Source organism: Acidovorax sp. GW101-11A03, from assembly GCF_059424825.1.
Map to the genome: position 1 here is coordinate 1 of NZ_JBWKZU010000030.1, position 16,104 is coordinate 16,104.

A 16,104-nucleotide genomic window follows, 5' to 3' on the forward strand; every position below is an offset into this window, starting at 1 on the left:
GGCCGACTGTAGACGAAAGCGGTCACATGCTCGCGCTCGCTTGGCAGGCGGGCCTCGACTGCGGCCGCCGCCAGAACGGGGGCGCGCAGGCACTCCGCGTCCAGGCCGTCCGGGAAGGTGGGGTTCAGCGCGCTCGATACGTAATCGAACCCGCCCACCATGGCTACGCGGACCACGCGGTCGATCACCACAGGGTCGGTCAGGGGGCAGTCGCCAGTGAGCCGCACGACCCATTCGGGGCCGAACGGCCGCGCGGCGCCAGCGAAACGGTCCAGTACATCGTCCATGCTGCCGCGGTGCACGTCCACGCCCAATTCCCGGCAGAGTTGTTCGATCGGGTCGTCGCTGGCGTCGGTGCTCGTGGCGACCACGAGGTGCGAAACTGCCTTGCAGCGCCGTACGCGCTCCGTCTGGTGCGCGAGGAGCGGCTTGCCGCAGGTGCGCAGCAGCACCTTCCCCGGTAGGCGGCTGGAGCTCATACGGGCCTGCAGGATGGCGAGGACGGGTGTATCGCTCATGGCTTACCCCAGCGGCGCGGGTCCACCCAGCGCGGATCGTTGTCGGCCCATTCGCCCCAATCGAGCACGGGCGCTGTGGCGAACGCCTGGGCGATCTGCCGCAACTCCTGCGCGTTGGTGACGCCGATGACGGCCACGCCGAGCGAGGGGCTGGAGCGGAAGAAGCTCACGCAGGCCTGCACCGGCGTGAGGCCGTGGCCACCCGCCCAGGCCTGCAGCCGCCGCACCCATTCGCCGCGGCCGGGGAAGCGGCTTTCCGCGAACTCCGGCGCGGCAAGGAGCAGGCCTTGCAGGAAGAGCGAACGGGCATGAACTTCGACGCCCATCCGGCGCAGCGTTTCGGCCGTGGCGCCGCGGACCAGCCGCTGGTCGGCGATGCTAGCGGGCAGCTGCACGATATCGAAGGGACGCGCCCGGCCGCCGTAGCGCGAGAAGAGCGCGTCGACCTGCGCATCGTCGTAGACCGAGACGCCGATGCGCGGGCCGACGCTTTCTTCCCGCAGAGAGAGCAGCCAGTCGTGCAGCCGCTCGCTACCGGGTACGAGGAGGTCGTCCGCGTGGTGCACGAGGAGGGCGTGGGGCTGACCGGGCGAAACGCCTAGCCGCGATCGGGAAGCCGCCCATGCGGCCTGGAACGGCGCGAGGTCGTGCGCGGCGAAGTTCTCCTTGTTGGCGGCGGGGGTCTTCGTGATGATCTCCCAGGACGAGCCCGTCTGGCCGCGCAGCAGCGCGCCGAGGCGTTCCTCACTGTCTCCGTAGCCGCCGGCGGTGTCCAGGAGCGCCCAGCCGTGCGCCGCGGCCGCGCGTAGCACTTCGCGCGCGGCGTCGTCGCCTAGCCGGCCGCCGGCGTTGGTGATCCCGTAGTCGAACCCGAATTGCGCCGTTCCCAGTGCGATCCGCTGGGGTGGTGCGGCGGTCATTGCGGCGCCACCGCCGCCAGGACGGTATCAATCACGGTGGCCAGCTGCTCCGGCGTGATGGCTGCGTACATGGGTAGCGAAATGGCTTCGCGGTAGTACGCCTCGGCCTGCGGGAAGTCGCCCCAGCCGAAGCCGAGCGCCTGGTAGTAGGGCTGCGTGTGGATCGGGATGTAGTGCACGTTCACGCCCAGGCCCGCCGCCCGCAGGCGCGCGAACACGGCGTCGCGGCCACCGGCGAGCGAAGCGGGAACGCGCACGGGATAGAGGTGCATGGCCGACCGGCAGTCCACGTCGGGCGGTGGCAGGCCGAGGCCGCTCGCGGCGAGAGCGGTGTCGTAGAAGCGGCGGACCTCGTGGCGGCGCTCGACAAAACCGGCGATGCGGCGCAGCTGGCTGCGGCCGAGGGCTGCCTGTAGGTCGGTGATGCGGTAGTTGAAGCCGAGACCAATCTGCTGGTAGTACCAGGGGCCGTCGGGGGCGTGCGTCATCTCCGTGGGGTCGCGCGTAATGCCGTGCGTGCGGAAGAGCTGCATGCGCCGTGCGAGCGCCGCGCTGTGGGTCACCGCCATGCCGCCTTCGCCGCTTGTGATGATCTTGACCGGGTGGAAGCTGAAGACTGTGATGTCCGCCAGCCCGTGGCCGCCCACCGGAGTGCCCCCGAACGTGCCCCCAATAGCATGCGACGCGTCCTCGACGATCGCGAAGCCGTATTCGTTGGCCAGCGCCCGGATCTCGCGCATGCGGCAGGAGCGGCCGGCGAAATCGACGGGGATCACGACTTTCGGCAGCCGACCCTCAGTGCGCGCACTGGCGAGCCGCGCGGCAAGATCGGTCGTGTCCATGTTGAGGTCATCGTCGATGTCGACGAAGTCGACGTCGGCACCGCAGTAGCGAGCGCAGTTCGCCGAGGCAGCGAAGCTGTTGGGGCTGGTCCAGACGATGTCGCCGGGTCCGACGCCGAGCGCCGCGCAGGCCATGTGCAGCGCGGAGGTGGCGCTATTGACGGCGATGGCGTGGGGGACTCCGCAAAACGCCGCAGTCTCCCGCTCGAAGCCCTCGATCTCTGGCCCCTGCGTCAGGTAGTCCGAGCGGAGCACTTGCACGACGGCTTCGATGTCTTCGCCGCTGATGTCCTGACGGCCGTAGGGAATCATGCTCAATGCCCTGAGTCGCTTTCCATCGCCTGCGCGTTGAACGCGCGGATCTCGGGGACCGAGAGGAAATGAGTGTTACTGCCGGAATGGTATTCGAAACCCTGTTTGACCGGCGTTCCCCTGGCGCCCTGCGCGTCAGTGACGTAGTCGAGCGCCTCGCCGTAAAACTTGATCGTAGGGCGAATTACGTAGTGGTCCGTGAATTCCAGCGTGAGGTGCGAATCGTCGGCGGGGCACATGATCTCGTGCAGTTTCTCGCCAGGGCGTATGCCGATCTCGTGCTGCGCGACGCCGGGGGCCATCGCCTCGGCGAGGTCAATCATGCGGATGGAGGGGATTTTTGGCACGAAAATTTCACCGCCGTGCATTCGTGTGAACTTGTCCAGCACGAAATGGACGCCCTGCTGTAGGCTGATCCAGAAACGAGTCATGCGGGTGTCGGTGATCGGGAGGCTGGAAGCGCCCTCGGCCAGGAGCTTCTCGAAAAAAGGGACTACGGAACCGCGCGAGCCGACCACGTTGCCGTAGCGCACCACAGCAAAGCGCGAGCGGCCGCTACCCACCAAGTTGTTGGCCGCAACAAAGAGCTTGTCGGACACCAGCTTTGTGGCCCCATAGAGATTGATCGGGTTGGCTGCCTTGTCGGTAGAGAGGGCGATGACCTTTTCGACATTGTTCGCTATCGCGGCGCGGATCACGTTTTCGGCGCCATGGATGTTGGTTTTGATGCACTCCATGGGGTTGTATTCTGCGGCGGGCACCTGTTTGAGCGCTGCGGCATGAATGACGTAGTCGATGCCTTTCATTGCCTGGGAGAGGCGCTCGTAGTCACGCACGTCGCCGAGGAAGTAGCGCATGCAGGGGGCGCTGAAGCGCTGCGCCATCTCGTACTGTTTTAACTCGTCGCGCGAAAAAACGACGATACGTCCTGGTTTGTTGTTCTTCAACAAAGTTTCGACATATTTTCTGCCGAACGACCCGGTACCTCCGGTGATTAGTATAGATTTTCCGCTAAACATGTTGTGAGGGAGGCCTGTCTCGGATTCGTCGTGCACTGGGTATCTGGTATCTTTGCCAGATAATAGTCGATGTCAACAGGTCGGTGGATCTTGGCGCCTGATTCCAATATCTTCATCTCCCTACACCCTTGTGCAGCTAAAGCAATCACGTCTCGCCCGTTTTCTGAGCGGTCCAAATCCTGTGCAGGTCAGCGTAGATGTCGTTCTTGTCATGGCCGCTTGGTGGATGGCCTTTCTTCTGCGCTACAACTTTGACATTCCATGGGAAGTCTTGCCACTCGTGGCTCGTACGTCTGGGATTGCTACGGCCTGCTTTGTCTTCGGACTGGCCTTGCGCCGTGTCTACCGGCAGGTGTGGCGATTCACGGGGTTGCCGGAATTGCGTCAGCTCGGTGCGGGTGTGTTGTTAGGGGCGCTTTTCACGGTCGCTGCGATTACGATGCTGCGCTACTCTGCCGTGCCGCGCTCGGTGCTTGTAATGCATCCCGTTCTTGCATTGACCTTGCTCGGTGCTTTGCGCGCAGGGTGGCGCATGCTGGCTGAGCGCCAACGTACGCTGGCGCTGGCAGGTACCCCTCTGCTCATTGTGGGCTCGCTCCAGGATGCTTCCGACGCGCTGCGCACCCTTGGTGTACTCAATCAATGGACTCCGGTTGGCATCCTGTCACCGGTGCCCACTGAAGTGGGGCGTTCAATCCAGAACGTGCCGGTGCTCGGGGGGCCTGAGAGCATTGCCCGTCTGGCTGGCGCCACAGGTGCGAATACGGTGCTGATGGCATGTCCTCCAGGTTCGCAGGCGAGGCGCGATGTCTTGCAGCATTCCGCTGGTGTCGGTCTTGTGCTGCTTGCGATGCCCCGCCCCGATGAGTGGATGCGCCCGTCGGTTGGGCTGCGCCGCGTTGAACTGGAGGACTTGCTTGGGCGTGATGCGGTGGCGCTTGACGTTGAGGGACTGGCGGATCTACTTTCGGGTCAGACGGTTTTGGTCACAGGGGCAGGCGGCTCCATTGGGGCAGAACTGTGTCGGCAGATCGCGCGCTTTGGTGTCGCGCGCCTCATTTGTGTTGATATCTCCGAGTTTTCTATCTATCGCCTGGAGCAGGAGTTGCGCGAGGCGCACCCGCAGATGCTGTGTATGTACTACACCGCCAACGTGCGTGAAGTAGAGCGCTTGCATGCTATCGCACGCCTTCATCGGCCAATGGCGATGTTCCATGCGGCCGCCTACAAGCATGTTCCTCTGATGGAGTCGCTAAATGAAATCGAGGCGTTGCGTACAAACGTTTTGGGCACAATGAATGCTGCGCATGTGGCGGGTTTGGTTGGGGCTGCGCGTTTCGTTCTGATTTCCACGGATAAGGCAGTCAATCCGACCAATGTGATGGGCGCGAGCAAGAGGCTTGCAGAGCGGGTGATGCAGGCTGTGGCCTCCGAATACCTTGGCACAAGCTTTGTTGCAGTGCGATTTGGGAATGTTTTGGGCTCAAGTGGGTCGGTTGTTCCTTTGTTTACTGAGCAGATCGCACGAGGCGGTCCGCTGACGGTGACCCATCCGGACATTGTTCGTTATTTCATGACGATTCCTGAGGCTGCTCAACTGGTCTTGCAGGCTGGCCTGATGGGTAAGTCGGGGCAAATATTTGTTTTGGATATGGGGGAACCGATCAAAATTGTGGAGTTGGCCAAGATCCTAATTCGTTTGTCTGGTAAGGCAGAGCACGAAATACCAATTGTTTTCACGGGTCTGAGACCGGGTGAAAAACTCTATGAAGAACTGCTGGCCAATGGGGAGACTACAGAGCCCACGCCTCATCCCAAACTGCACGTTGCCAAAACCGATGCTATGGGTGGTGTTGACCCGGAGGCTGTGCGTCGGAGTATTGGGGATCTGGGCGTTGAGCCTTCAGCGCCCGAACTTCGTTCTTGGTTGCGGACTCAAGTGCCCGAATACACTGCTCGTTAAGTTGTGGTGATTCGGTGTCTACTGCGCAATCCCCGTCCTCTCCAACACATCCCCCACCAGCTCCAACCGCACCAGAGGGTTATCAAGCTCCATCAAGCGCTGCTTGAGCTCCAGCGGCACGGGCAACAGCTCGCACCACCGGTTGGACACCCAGCCGCAATCGTCCAGTTGCGCTTCGGTGGGCGTGATGGCGTTGGGGGTTTCGGGGTCGCGTTGTCGGAGTGTGTGCAGCACCTGCGCCAGTGCGGTGGCCGCCTTCTTGAGGTCGCCTGGGACGGGTACCGGGAGGTCGGGGTCTACGTGATCCACATCGGCGGTCCACAGGCCGTGGGGCAGGTGATGGCGCTGGGTGATGCGAAAACGTTGGCTGGCGCGGCACAGCAGGGTGATCAGGCCTGGCTGGGGGTAATCCAGCTGTTCGATGATCGCCAGGGTGCCTACATCGTTGAAGCGCTCTTCGGGTGCGCCCGCCTGGCGCACTTCGTGGCCGTGGGTGAGGGAGACCACGCCAAACGGCGCACCTGCCTGGTGGCATTTGCGCACCATGTCCAGGTAGCGCACCTCGAACACGCGCAGCGCCAGCACGCCACCGGGGAACAGCACGGAGTTCAGCGGGAAAAGGGGCAGGGACGACAGTGTGAGGGCTTGGGACATGAGCGGGGTGAGGCGCCTTGGCCCGCTATCATCCCACGGCGCAACCCGCTTTCAGTCCCGCCCTTGTTTTTTGTTCCCTCCGCCCCTTTTCCACCCATGCTCTTTCAGATTGCTTCTTTCCTGCTCGACGTTGTTGGTGGCTTGCTCACGGGGGCTTGCCTGTTGCGGCTGTACATGCAGTGGCAGCGTGTTCCGTTCGCCAACCCGGTCGGGGGGCTGGTGTTTGCCCTCACCGATTGGCTGATCATGCCGCTGCGCCGGGTGATTCCGCCTGTGGGGCGCTGGGATGTGTCGAGCCTGGTGGCTGCGGCATTGCTGCAGCTGGTGCAGTACTCCCTGCTGACTTTGTTGCTTGGGGCTGCTTCTGCATGGGCCTGGCTGCCGTGGCTGGCCCTGTTTGGCCTGGCGCGGGTGGCGGTTTCGGGGCTGATCGGCCTTTTGATTGTCTACGCCGTGATGTCCTGGGTGCAGGCGCGTTCACCGCTGTCCGATGTGATTGCCCGGTTGTGCGAACCGGTCCTGCGGCCGTTTCGCCGGATCATCCCGCTGGTGGGGGGTATCGACCTGTCGCCCCTGGCCGTGCTGGTGTTGCTGCAGGTGGTCATGATTGTGCTGGGCCATTTACAGGCCAGCGTCATGCGTTGAGCCGGAAGAGCTACTTAAAAACGGCCCCTGCGCGCAATGGGTAAGCCTGAGTAGCTATCAAAAAAAGAGCGGCCGCGCCAGATAGGCGGGGCCGCTCACTCTGCATCTGCGGGCTTTTAGTTACATCACTGCATCCGCCGGCAGCCGCTGCAGCATGGCCAAGCTGCTGGCCACGGTGTTGCGCAGTTCGCGGCGGTCGCAAATGAAGTCCACGGCGCCCTTGGTCTGCAGGAATTCGGCGCGCTGGAAGCCCTCGGGCAGCGTCACGCGCACAGTCGATTCGATCACGCGCGGACCGGCAAAGCCGATCAGGGCCTTGGGCTCGGCGATCACGATGTCGCCGACGAAGGCAAAACCAGCAGAGACGCCGCCCATGGTCGGGTCGGTCAGCACGCTGACATAGGGCAGGCCCTTCTTGGCCAGGCGGGTGAGAGCGGCATTGGTCTTGGCCATCTGCATGAGCGACAGCAGGCCTTCCTGCATGCGCGCGCCGCCGGTGGCGGTGAAGCAGATGAAAGGCACCTTCTGCTCGATGGCGGTTTCCACGCCACGCACGAAGCGCTCGCCCACCACGGAGCCCATGGAGCCGCCCATGAAATCAAACTCGAAGCAGGCCGCCACCACGTTGATACTCTTGACCGCGCCACCCATGACGATGAGCGCATCGGTCTCGCCAGTGTTCTCCAGGGCTTCCTTCAGGCGCTCGGGGTACTTGCGGCTGTCCTTGAACTTGAGGGCGTCGACCGGCAGCACTTCCTGGCCGATCTCGTAGCGGCCTTCCGCATCGAGGAAGGCGTCCAGGCGCGCACGGGCACCAATGCGGTGGTGGTGGCTGCAGTGGGGGCAGACGTTCTGGTTGTGCTCCAGGTCGGCCTTGTAGAGCACCGTCTCGCAGCTTGGGCACTTGATCCACAGGCCCTCTGGCACCTGGCGGCGCTCGGTGGGGTCGGTTTGCTGGATCTTGGAGGGCAGAAGTTTTTCGAGCCAGGACATGGTGTTCTCCTCTTCGGTGGCTCGGCCTGTGGGGGCGCTTGAAGCGCCAGGGGCAGGCCGGGTGGAATCTGTGGCGCGCCGCACCGGGTGGGGTGCGGGCGCGCCGGGCTGCATTATGCGTCCAGGTGTCTAGGCGTCCAAAGCCTTGCGAATGCCGCGCAGGAAGTCGATGGTCAGGGGCACCACCTTGGCATGCTCCTGGTCTTCGATCAGCTGGATGATGCGGCTGCCGATGACCACGGCATCCGCCACCTTGCCGATCGCCTGGGCCGTGGCTGCGTCGCGGATACCAAAACCCACGCCCACGGGGATGGTCACATGCTGGCGAATACGGGGCAGCATCTGCTCCACGGCCGAGGTGTCGAGTGCGCCCGAGCCGGTCACGCCCTTGAGCGACACGTAGTACACATAGCCGCTGGCCACGCGCGCCACCTGGGCCATGCGCTCATCCGTGCTAGTGGGCGCCAGCAGGAAGATCAGGTCCATGTTGTGCGCACGCAGGCTGGCGGCAAACTGCTCGCACTCCTCCGGCGGGTAGTCCACGATGAGCACGCCATCAACCCCGGCTTCGGCGCTGTCGCGCACGAAGGCGCCCTCACCATGGACTTGGTCATAGCGCTCCACCGGGTTCGCGTAGCCCATCAGCACCACGGGGGTGGTGGTGTTGCGCTTGCGGAACTCGCGCACGTGGTCGAGCACCTGCACCATGCCCACCCCCAGACTCAGGGCCTTTTCGCCGGCCTTCTGGATCACGGGGCCGTCGGCCATGGGGTCGGAAAACGGCACGCCCAGCTCGATCACATCGGCGCCAGCTTCGACCATGCCGTGCATGAGGGCGGGTGTGATGTCGGCAAACGGGAAGCCTGCGGTGACGTAGGGAATCAGTGCCTTGCGGCCCTGGGCTTTCAGCTGTTCGAAAGTGGTCTGGATGCGGCTCATGGCTTGGCGTCTCCTGGGGCACCCTTGACGGTCAGGCCGCGCATGGAGGGACGGTCGTAGAAATCTTCACCCGACAAATCGGCGACGGTGCCGATGTCCTTGTCGCCCCGCCCCGAGAGGTTGACCAGGATGGACTGGTCGGGTCGCATGGTGGGCGCGAGCTTCAAGGCGTGGGCAAAGGCGTGGCTCGATTCGAGCGCCGGAATGATGCCTTCGGTGCGGCACAGGTGGTGGAAGGCTGCAAGCGCTTCCTTGTCGGTGATGCCCACGTACTCGGCGCGGCCGATCTCTTGCAGCCAGGCATGTTCGGGACCCACGCCGGGGTAGTCCAGGCCCGCGCTGATGCTGTGCGTTTCCGTGATCTGGCCGTTGGCGTCCTGCAGGATGAAGGTGCGGTTGCCGTGCAGCACGCCGGAGCTGCCGCGTTGCAGCGATGCCGAGTGCTTGCCACTGTCCAGCCCCTCGCCAGCGGCCTCCACGCCGATCAGGCGCGTTTTCTCGAACGGGATGTAGGGGTGGAAGATGCCCATGGCGTTGCTGCCGCCGCCCACGCAGGCGATCACGGCATCGGGCTGCTCGGCGGCGATCTTCTGCTCGGCCAGCATGGCGGGCATTTGTTCGATGGACTCCTTGCCGATCACACTCTGGAAGTCTCGCACCATCATCGGGTAGGGGTGCGGGCCCGCCACGGTGCCGATGATGTAGAAGGTGTTGTCCACATTGGCCACCCAGTCGCGCATGGCCTCGTTGAGCGCGTCTTTCAGCGTCTTGCTGCCCGACTCGACCGGCACCACGGTGGCGCCCAGCAGCTTCATGCGGAAGACGTTGGGGCTCTGGCGCTTGACGTCCTCGGAGCCCATGTAGACCACACATTCGAGGCCATAGCGCGCGCAGATCGTGGCCGTGGCCACGCCGTGCTGCCCAGCGCCGGTCTCGGCGATCACTCGGGGCTTACCCATGCGCTTGGCCAGCATGGCCTGGCCGATCACGTTATTGATCTTGTGGGCGCCGGTGTGGTTGAGGTCTTCGCGCTTGAGATAGATCTGCGCGCCACCCAGCTCGCGGCTGGTGCGGGCAGCATGGTAGACCGGCGAGGGGCGGCCCACGAAGTGCTTGAGTTCGTAAGCGAATTCGGCCAGGAAATCCGGGTCGTTCTGGTAGCGGGCGTAGGCGTCGCGCAGTTCCTGGATCGCGTGGGTGAGGGTTTCGCTGACGAAGCTGCCGCCGTAAGGGCCGAAGTGGCCCGAAGCATCAGGTTGCTGATAGGAATTCATGAGGGTTCTTTGCAAGTTGGGCATCGGCCGCGCGCACGGCGGCGATGAAGCGCTCGATCTTTCCGGCGTCCTTGATGCCCTTCAGGGGCTGACCATCGGGACTGTTTGGGTCCGTGGCCTCGACGCCGGAGCTGACATCAACCGCCAGCGTTTTGCAACGCGGGCGGACTTGCAAAATGCCATCGGTCACGTTTGCAGGCGTGAGTCCACCAGACAAAACGAGGTGAGAGCTGACGCTTGGTGGAAGGAGTGACCAATTGAATGCCTTGCCGCCGCCGCCATAACCGTCGACATGGGCGTCGAGCAGGATGGCCTGGGCGTGAGAATAATCGTTCGCGTATTTTACGAGGTCGAACCGGGCGGCACCATCACCCAGGGGAATGCGTGCTGCCCGCAGGTAGGGCCTGGCGCCCTGGCCGGTGGCTGCAAGGCAGTCCTCGGGCGATTCATCACCATGAAATTGGATGGTTGCGCCCGCTACCAAAGCGCTTGCAGCTATCACATTGGTAGCGGTCTCGTTCACGCAGAGCAGCACCGGGGTCACAAACGGAGGCAGGCGTTTGGCCAACTGGGCTGCGCGTGCCGGAGTGACCGCACGGGGGCTGGGGGCGTAGAGCACAAAGCCGATCGCATCGGCACCTGCGGCCACGGCCGCATCCACGTCCTCCTCGCGGGTCAGGCCGCAGATCTTGATGCGGGTGCGGGCGGGGGGAAGGGGGGCGATGTCTTGTGCTTTCATGGCAGCCAATCATACGCAGCCGTGCGCTGGGGCAGGCCCCAGCGGGCTTCATAGACCGGGCCCTGAAAATACAGCCCGTCGGGCGAAAACGTTGGTGCGGCCGCGTCGCGTGACTGTGCAGCCAGCACCTGGGCCATCCATTCGGGCGGTTGGTCCCCCCGGCCCACGGCAATCAGGCAACCCATGATGTTGCGGATCATGTGGTGCAGAAAAGCGTTGGCTTCGAACTCGAAGCGCCAGTAGCAGGGGCTCCAGCCCAGTTCCGGGTGGGCATGGCTCAGGCCCCGGCGGGTGATGTCGATGCGATGCAGCGTCTTGATGGGCGACTTGGCCTGGCAGGCAGAGGCGCGAAAGGACGTGAAGTCATGCTCGCCCAGCAGAATGTCGGCCGCCTGCCGCATGGCGTTGTGGTCCAGCGGGTGGAACACCCAGCCCACACGCCCGGCATCCACGCTCGGCCGCACAGGCGATTGCAGGAGCACGTAGGCATAACGACGCGCTACGGCGCTGGCGCGGGCGTGGAAATCCGATGGGACGGGTTGTGCCCACTGAACGGCAATGTCGGCCGGGAGAAAGGTGTTGGTGCCCCGCACCCAGGACGATGCAGGCCGCTGAAGCAGAGTGTCAAAGTGCACCACCTGCATCAGCCCATGCACCCCTGCATCGGTGCGGCCAGCGCACAGGGTGCTCACGGGGTGCGTGGCAAAGCGGCCCAGGGCCGCTTCGAGTTTGTCCTGAACCGTGTTGCCCGACAGCTGGCTTTGCCAGCCGCTGTAGGCCTGGCCGTTGTAGCTGACACCCAGTGCCACCCGCGTCATGGGGTGGCCTGGGGACGGGGTGGGTGGGGTTGTGCGTGCCTGAGGGGGCAGCATCAGCCCAGTTCGGCCAGCATGCGCTGGGCGCGGGTCTTGAGGGCGCCGCTGGATTCCGCAACCACCTCTTCAATCAGCGTGCGGGCACCATCGGTGTCGCCAATGGCGTTGAACTCTTCTGCCAGCGCCAGCTTGGTGGCCAAGGGGTCGTCTTGCGCGGCGGCGGAGCCATCGTCCGAGGAATCGGCCACCGGGGCTGGTGCCTTGGCTGCTGGGGCTGCCATGGGCTTGGTGGGCGCATTCAGGTCCAGCGACAGCTCGCCCAGGTCGAATTCCATGGGGCTGGAGTCCTTGGTGTCACCCGTCAGCGGCATGGGTCCGGAAGGGGCCATGCTCAGGTCGTCAGCACTGGGGAAGTCCAGGTCGGCCACCGGAGGGGGCGCCATGGGGCTGGGCGACGTGTCAGGGCTGTTCCATGCGGCGGGAGGCTCTGCGGACGGTGGGGGCAGATCCAATTCAGGGCGCAGGGTGGGGGGCTCGTCCGCGTCCGACGGCGTGTTGCCACGGGCACTGGTGGCAGCGGCAGCCGCCGCAGCAAATCCGCCGGGCGCAGCGGGAGGTGCGTCGGTCAACGCGTCATCGGGCAAGTCCAGGTCGAGATCCAGGTCCAGGTCGGGTGGCAGGGCTGCGGCAGGGCTGCCTGCGCCGGTGAAGGTGCTGGGGAAGCCGCCAGGGGGCAGCGATGGCGACTCGTCTTCACCCATGCCGGGGCGGCCGCCAGGCTGGTACAGCCGGTTGTCGGGCTCCAGGTCGCGGCCCAGTTCGGCGATGCGTGCCCAATCCGGGCCCTCGCCTTGGGTCAGCTTGAAGACCTCGCCGGCCACGGCCTCCAGGGCCTTGCGGTCTTGGCGCTTGGCGTAGATTTCACCCAGCTTGACGTGCACGGAAACACGGCCCGGGTTGTGGCGAACGGCTTCTTTCAGAATTTCTTCGGCCTGCAGGTCGCGGCCATAGGCCAGGTAGACATCGGCCTCGGCCACGGGGTCCACATCGCCGCCGGCGTCCAGCTGGCTCGGCGAGTAGGCCATGGACGAGCCAGTGGTCATATCGCTGTTGGCTGTGTCCACACGCTGGCCACCGCTGGCGCCAAAGAAGGAGTCGGGCTGGATGCGGCTTTCCAGGAAGGAGCTGTCCACGCCGTTGTTCTGGCGGCGACGCTGGACAACGCGGTAGGCGCCATATCCCAGCAGACCTGCCAGCACGATCCCGCCACCGATCGGCAGCAGTGGATCATCCATCAGGCTGGCCAGGAAGCCGGGCTCCTCGACCGGTGCGGGGGCCGGGGCTGGCTTGGGCGCAGGCGCTGGGGCTGGAGCCGGTGCAGGGGCGGATGCTTCGGCTGCAGGTGCCGAGGCGGCCGCTTCTGCAGGAACCGATACTTCTGCAGGTGCGCTGGCTGCGGCTGCAGGCGCCGATGCCGGAGCCTCGGGGGCGGTTGGGGCTGTGGGCGTGGCAGGTACGGCGGGTGCTTGCACAGCCACGCCAGCGGGAGCACTGGCAGCGCCTGCGGCTGCAGGGGCGGCACTGCCACCTGCGGCGGACGAGGCTGCGCCTAGCTTGTTCAGGTCGGTGATGTTCTTGGACAGCTCGGCCATCCGGGTGGCGGCTTCACCCGCCTGCTTGTCCTTGGCGACCTGCTCTTCAGCGGCCTTTTGGCCCTTCACCGAGCCCTTGGAAAGCGTGAGCTTGTCGGGCGCCGCCGTGGCGGGTTTTTTGTCTTCCACCCGGGTTTGCACAGAGCCAGAGGCCGAGCGCTGTGCGGCTGCAACTTCGGTGGACGGGGCTGCGCCAGCAAGCTTGCGGCGGAAATCGTTGAAGTCGCGCGCCTGCGCCGCAAGGATCTGGCGCGCCTCGGGTGCCGTTGTCGACTGGGCTGCGGCCTCGTCGGGCATTTGCAGCACAGCGCCCGCCTTGATCCGATTGACATTGCCCTGGATGAACGCATCGGGGTTGGCGCGCATCATCGCGACCAGCATCTGGTCCAGCGACACGCCTGCGGGCTTGTAGGCATTGGCGATGCGGCCGGCCGTGTCGCCAGCCTGGACGGTGACGCCATCCGTGGGGGCTGGGCGCGGAGGGGCCGCAGGACGGGGCGCAGCCGGTGCGGCAGCGGATTCGGTGGGCCTTGGTGCCGCTGGCGCACGCACGGCAGGCGCGGCTTGCACTGCGGGGGCTGAAATCTGGGGCGAGGCCGTGACCGCAGGCGCAGGGCGGCGCAGGGCCGGTGGGTCGAACAGCATGGTGTAGCTGCGCACCAGGCGGCCGGTGCCCCAATTGGCATCCAGCACCAGGTCCAGGAAGGGCTCGTTCACGGGGCGATCACTGGTCAGGCGCAACACGGCCGTGCCATCGGGGCGGCGCTGCAGCTGGATCTGCAGGTTGTTCATGGCCTGGGTGTATTCCATGCCCTGGGCGCGGAACACTTCGGGGGCGGCTGCCGTGGCGCGCAGCGTGTCGGCTTCGGCCGGGGTGATTTGGGGCAGGTCGATTTCTGCACGCAGGGGTTCGCCCAGGGCGGACTGCACGGTGATACGGCCCAGTGCCAGGGCGGATGCATCGCTGGCGTAAAAACCAGAGCAAGCCACGGCCGCAGCCGCCAGGACAGAGAATTTCCAACGATGCATGTTTGCCAACAACTGATGAGGATTTTGTGCGGCTCGGACGAGCGGTGCTTTTTTTGTCATGGTCTGGTCCCGCCCCGGCGCGTGAAAATATGTAAAAAGCACCATAGCATCAATGTTTTGCACTGACAAGCTGAGGTGGCGCCGAAGCTTTGAGAGGGGTATCGGGGCCCCAACTTGGGGCATCCGGTTGTTGCCAATTGCCAACGTCCCGTAACGGAGTGTGTCTGGTGTCTGGACGTGAAAAAGCGCGCATACGGGGGTATGCGCGCTTTGGGAGGAGGGCCATTGGGCCCTGGAATCAAGCGTCCAGCAGGATGCGCAGCATGCGGCGCAGCGGCTCGGCGGCGCCCCACAGCAGCTGGTCGCCGATGGTGAAGGCGCCCACGTACTCGGGGCCCATGGCCAGCTTGCGGATGCGGCCCACGGGGATGGTCATGGTGCCGGTCACGGCCACGGGTGTCAGGTCCTGGATGGTCGCTTCGCGCGTGTTGGGAACCACCTTCACCCACTCGTTGTCGGCAGCGATCATGGCTTCCAGATCGGCCACGGGCACGTCCTTCTTGAGCTTGAAGGTCAGCGCCTGGCTGTGGCAGCGCATTGCGCCCACGCGCACGCAGAAGCCGTCCACGGGGATGGCGGCAGAGTTGAAGCCTTCGCCCTGGCCCAGGATCTTGTTGGTCTCGGCCATGCCCTTCCATTCTTCCTTGGACATGCCGTTGCCCAGGTCCTTGTCGATCCAGGGGATCAGCGAGCCGCCCAGGGGCACGCCGAAGTTGGCGGTCTCAGCACCGGTCAGGGCACGTTGCTTGGCGATCACCTTGCGGTCGATTTCGAGGATGGCGCTTTTGGGGTCATCCAGCAGGGCGCGGACTTCGGCGTTCAGTGTGCCGTACTGGGTGAGCAGCTCGCGCATGTGCTGGGCACCGCCGCCCGAAGCGGCCTGGTAGGTCTGGGTGCTCATCCATTCGACGAGGCCCGCTTTGTACAGTGCGCCCACGCCCATCAGCATGCAGCTCACGGTGCAGTTGCCGCCGATCCAGTCCTTGCCGCCGTTGGCGAGCGCGTTCTTGATGACGGGCATGTTCACCGGGTCGAGCACGATGACGGCGTTCTTTTCCATGCGCAGGGACGAGGCGGCGTCGATCCAGTGGCCGTTCCAGCCCGCTGCGCGCAGCTTGGGGTACACCTCGTTGGTGTAGTCGCCGCCTTGGGCGGTGATGATGATTTCGCAGCGCTTGAGGGCCTCGATGTTGAACGCGTCCTGCAGAGCAGTCTCGTTCTTGGCCTGGGCAGGGGCCTTGCCGCCTGCATTCGAGGTGGAGAAGAACATGGGCTCGATCAGATCGAAGTCCTTCTCTTGTTCCATGCGGTCCATCAGGACCGAGCCGACCATGCCGCGCCAGCCGACCAACCCTACCAACTTGCTCATTTCAACGCCCCTTTCAGTGTAAGAAACAGTGCCCGACCGGGACTGCTCGCCTGGCTCGTCTGGCCAGGAAGGGCGCACGACGAACCAGGCTGAGTCAGCCCTTAATGGTCGTGGTTTTGGTGGTGATTGCGCGCACGGCCACGCCTGCCAGGGCGGCAGAAGCGGTGTTCAGGGCGAACGGGCGGGCGGCAAACATAGGGCGAGATTGTAGCGGATAAGGCCCCATCACCGTGTTTTGAGCGCTTCTTGCCCAGATTTCCCGGGCCGGGCGATGCTTTCAGGACACAGCGGGATGGGCGCGCCCATAAAAAAGCGCCGCAATGCGGCGCTTTTTGGGGGGGGGCGGGGCAGGCCCGGCAGG

Annotated in this window: 14 protein-coding genes; 2 read left to right on the plus strand and 12 right to left on the minus strand. The window is 64.7% G+C overall.

Going from position 1 to position 16,104, the window contains the following annotated elements; all coding sequences use genetic code 11:
• From AC07Z7_RS13805 to pseB, 4 genes are all read right to left on the minus strand, one after another.
• Positions 1-518, minus strand: a 518-nt coding sequence (locus AC07Z7_RS13805) for a cytidylyltransferase domain-containing protein (RefSeq protein ID WP_494766567.1), incomplete at its 3' end; no start/stop codon positions are given.
• Complete coding sequence (locus AC07Z7_RS13810; protein WP_494766568.1) at positions 515-1,438, minus strand: aldo/keto reductase; 924 nt, start codon at positions 1,436-1,438, stop codon at positions 515-517. The genes AC07Z7_RS13805 and AC07Z7_RS13810, both read right to left, overlap by 4 nt.
• Positions 1,435-2,592, minus strand: coding sequence for a UDP-4-amino-4,6-dideoxy-N-acetyl-beta-L-altrosamine transaminase (gene pseC / locus AC07Z7_RS13815; RefSeq protein WP_494766569.1), 1,158 nt, complete (start codon positions 2,590-2,592; stop codon positions 1,435-1,437). Before pseC ends, AC07Z7_RS13810 begins: the two co-directional genes overlap by 4 nt.
• A gap of 2 nt (positions 2,593-2,594) precedes the next feature.
• Positions 2,595-3,611: a UDP-N-acetylglucosamine 4,6-dehydratase (inverting) gene (gene pseB, locus AC07Z7_RS13820; RefSeq protein ID WP_494766608.1), complete on the minus strand. Its 1,017-nt coding sequence runs from the start codon at positions 3,609-3,611 to the stop codon at positions 2,595-2,597.
• A 130-nt stretch (positions 3,612-3,741) separates the two neighbouring features.
• On the opposite strand from pseB, the gene AC07Z7_RS13825 reads away from it, so the two are divergent.
• Positions 3,742-5,574 (plus strand): polysaccharide biosynthesis protein, encoded by a 1,833-nt coding sequence (locus tag AC07Z7_RS13825; RefSeq protein ID WP_494766570.1) that lies wholly within the window; start codon positions 3,742-3,744, stop codon positions 5,572-5,574.
• An 18-nt stretch (positions 5,575-5,592) separates the two neighbouring features.
• On the opposite strand, the gene AC07Z7_RS13830 is transcribed toward AC07Z7_RS13825, so the two are convergent.
• Positions 5,593-6,228, minus strand: a complete 636-nt coding sequence (locus AC07Z7_RS13830) for an LON peptidase substrate-binding domain-containing protein (RefSeq protein WP_494766571.1) — start codon at positions 6,226-6,228, stop codon at positions 5,593-5,595.
• 96 nt (positions 6,229-6,324) lie between these two features.
• Here AC07Z7_RS13830 and AC07Z7_RS13835 point away from each other — a divergent pair, with 96 nt between their 5' ends.
• A complete protein-coding gene (locus AC07Z7_RS13835; protein ID WP_252657810.1) occupies positions 6,325-6,873 on the plus strand; it encodes a YggT family protein in 549 nt (182 codons plus the stop codon).
• Positions 6,874-6,993: 120 nt separating this feature from the next.
• On the opposite strand, the gene accD is transcribed toward AC07Z7_RS13835, so the two are convergent.
• The 7 genes from accD to asd form a co-directional block, all read right to left on the minus strand.
• Entirely contained in the window at positions 6,994-7,866 is an 873-nt protein-coding gene (accD, locus tag AC07Z7_RS13840) for an acetyl-CoA carboxylase, carboxyltransferase subunit beta (protein ID WP_252657811.1), read from the minus strand.
• A 129-nt stretch (positions 7,867-7,995) separates the two neighbouring features.
• The gene (gene trpA / locus AC07Z7_RS13845; RefSeq protein WP_494766572.1) at positions 7,996-8,805 is read right to left on the minus strand and encodes a tryptophan synthase subunit alpha; all 810 of its coding nucleotides are present in this window, start codon (positions 8,803-8,805) and stop codon (positions 7,996-7,998) included.
• The gene (trpB, locus tag AC07Z7_RS13850) at positions 8,802-10,079 is read right to left on the minus strand and encodes a tryptophan synthase subunit beta (protein WP_252657813.1); all 1,278 of its coding nucleotides are present in this window, start codon (positions 10,077-10,079) and stop codon (positions 8,802-8,804) included. The genes trpA and trpB overlap by 4 nt, the downstream gene beginning before the upstream one ends.
• A complete protein-coding gene (locus AC07Z7_RS13855) occupies positions 10,057-10,818 on the minus strand; it encodes a phosphoribosylanthranilate isomerase (RefSeq protein ID WP_494766573.1) in 762 nt (253 codons plus the stop codon). Before AC07Z7_RS13855 ends, trpB begins: the two co-directional genes overlap by 23 nt.
• Positions 10,815-11,636 carry a tRNA pseudouridine(38-40) synthase TruA gene (truA, locus tag AC07Z7_RS13860; RefSeq protein ID WP_494766574.1) on the minus strand — a complete coding sequence of 274 codons (822 nt, stop codon included), beginning with the start codon at positions 11,634-11,636 and terminating at the stop codon, positions 10,815-10,817. The genes AC07Z7_RS13855 and truA overlap by 4 nt, the downstream gene beginning before the upstream one ends.
• A gap of 53 nt (positions 11,637-11,689) precedes the next feature.
• Entirely contained in the window at positions 11,690-14,314 is a 2,625-nt protein-coding gene (locus tag AC07Z7_RS13865) for a motility hub landmark protein FimV (protein ID WP_494766575.1), read from the minus strand.
• 298 nt (positions 14,315-14,612) lie between these two features.
• Positions 14,613-15,743, minus strand: a complete 1,131-nt coding sequence (asd, locus tag AC07Z7_RS13870; RefSeq protein ID WP_494766576.1) for an aspartate-semialdehyde dehydrogenase — start codon at positions 15,741-15,743, stop codon at positions 14,613-14,615.
• Between the last annotated feature and the right edge of the window lie 361 nt (positions 15,744-16,104).

Coding starts and splice junctions, on each gene's coding strand:
- AC07Z7_RS13810 (WP_494766568.1), bottom strand. CDS start 1,438: ATGACCGCCGCACCACCCCAGCGGATCGCACTGGGAACGGCGCAATTC.
- pseC (WP_494766569.1), bottom strand. CDS start 2,592: ATGATTCCCTACGGCCGTCAGGACATCAGCGGCGAAGACATCGAAGCC.
- pseB (WP_494766608.1), bottom strand. CDS start 3,611: ATGTTTAGCGGAAAATCTATACTAATCACCGGAGGTACCGGGTCGTTC.
- AC07Z7_RS13830 (WP_494766571.1), bottom strand. CDS start 6,228: ATGTCCCAAGCCCTCACACTGTCGTCCCTGCCCCTTTTCCCGCTGAAC.
- AC07Z7_RS13835 (WP_252657810.1), top strand. CDS start 6,325: ATGCTCTTTCAGATTGCTTCTTTCCTGCTCGACGTTGTTGGTGGCTTG.
- accD (WP_252657811.1), bottom strand. CDS start 7,866: ATGTCCTGGCTCGAAAAACTTCTGCCCTCCAAGATCCAGCAAACCGAC.
- trpA (WP_494766572.1), bottom strand. CDS start 8,805: ATGAGCCGCATCCAGACCACTTTCGAACAGCTGAAAGCCCAGGGCCGC.
- trpB (WP_252657813.1), bottom strand. CDS start 10,079: ATGAATTCCTATCAGCAACCTGATGCTTCGGGCCACTTCGGCCCTTAC.
- AC07Z7_RS13855 (WP_494766573.1), bottom strand. CDS start 10,818: ATGAAAGCACAAGACATCGCCCCCCTTCCCCCCGCCCGCACCCGCATC.
- truA (WP_494766574.1), bottom strand. CDS start 11,636: ATGACGCGGGTGGCACTGGGTGTCAGCTACAACGGCCAGGCCTACAGC.
- AC07Z7_RS13865 (WP_494766575.1), bottom strand. CDS start 14,314: ATGCATCGTTGGAAATTCTCTGTCCTGGCGGCTGCGGCCGTGGCTTGC.
- asd (WP_494766576.1), bottom strand. CDS start 15,743: ATGAGCAAGTTGGTAGGGTTGGTCGGCTGGCGCGGCATGGTCGGCTCG.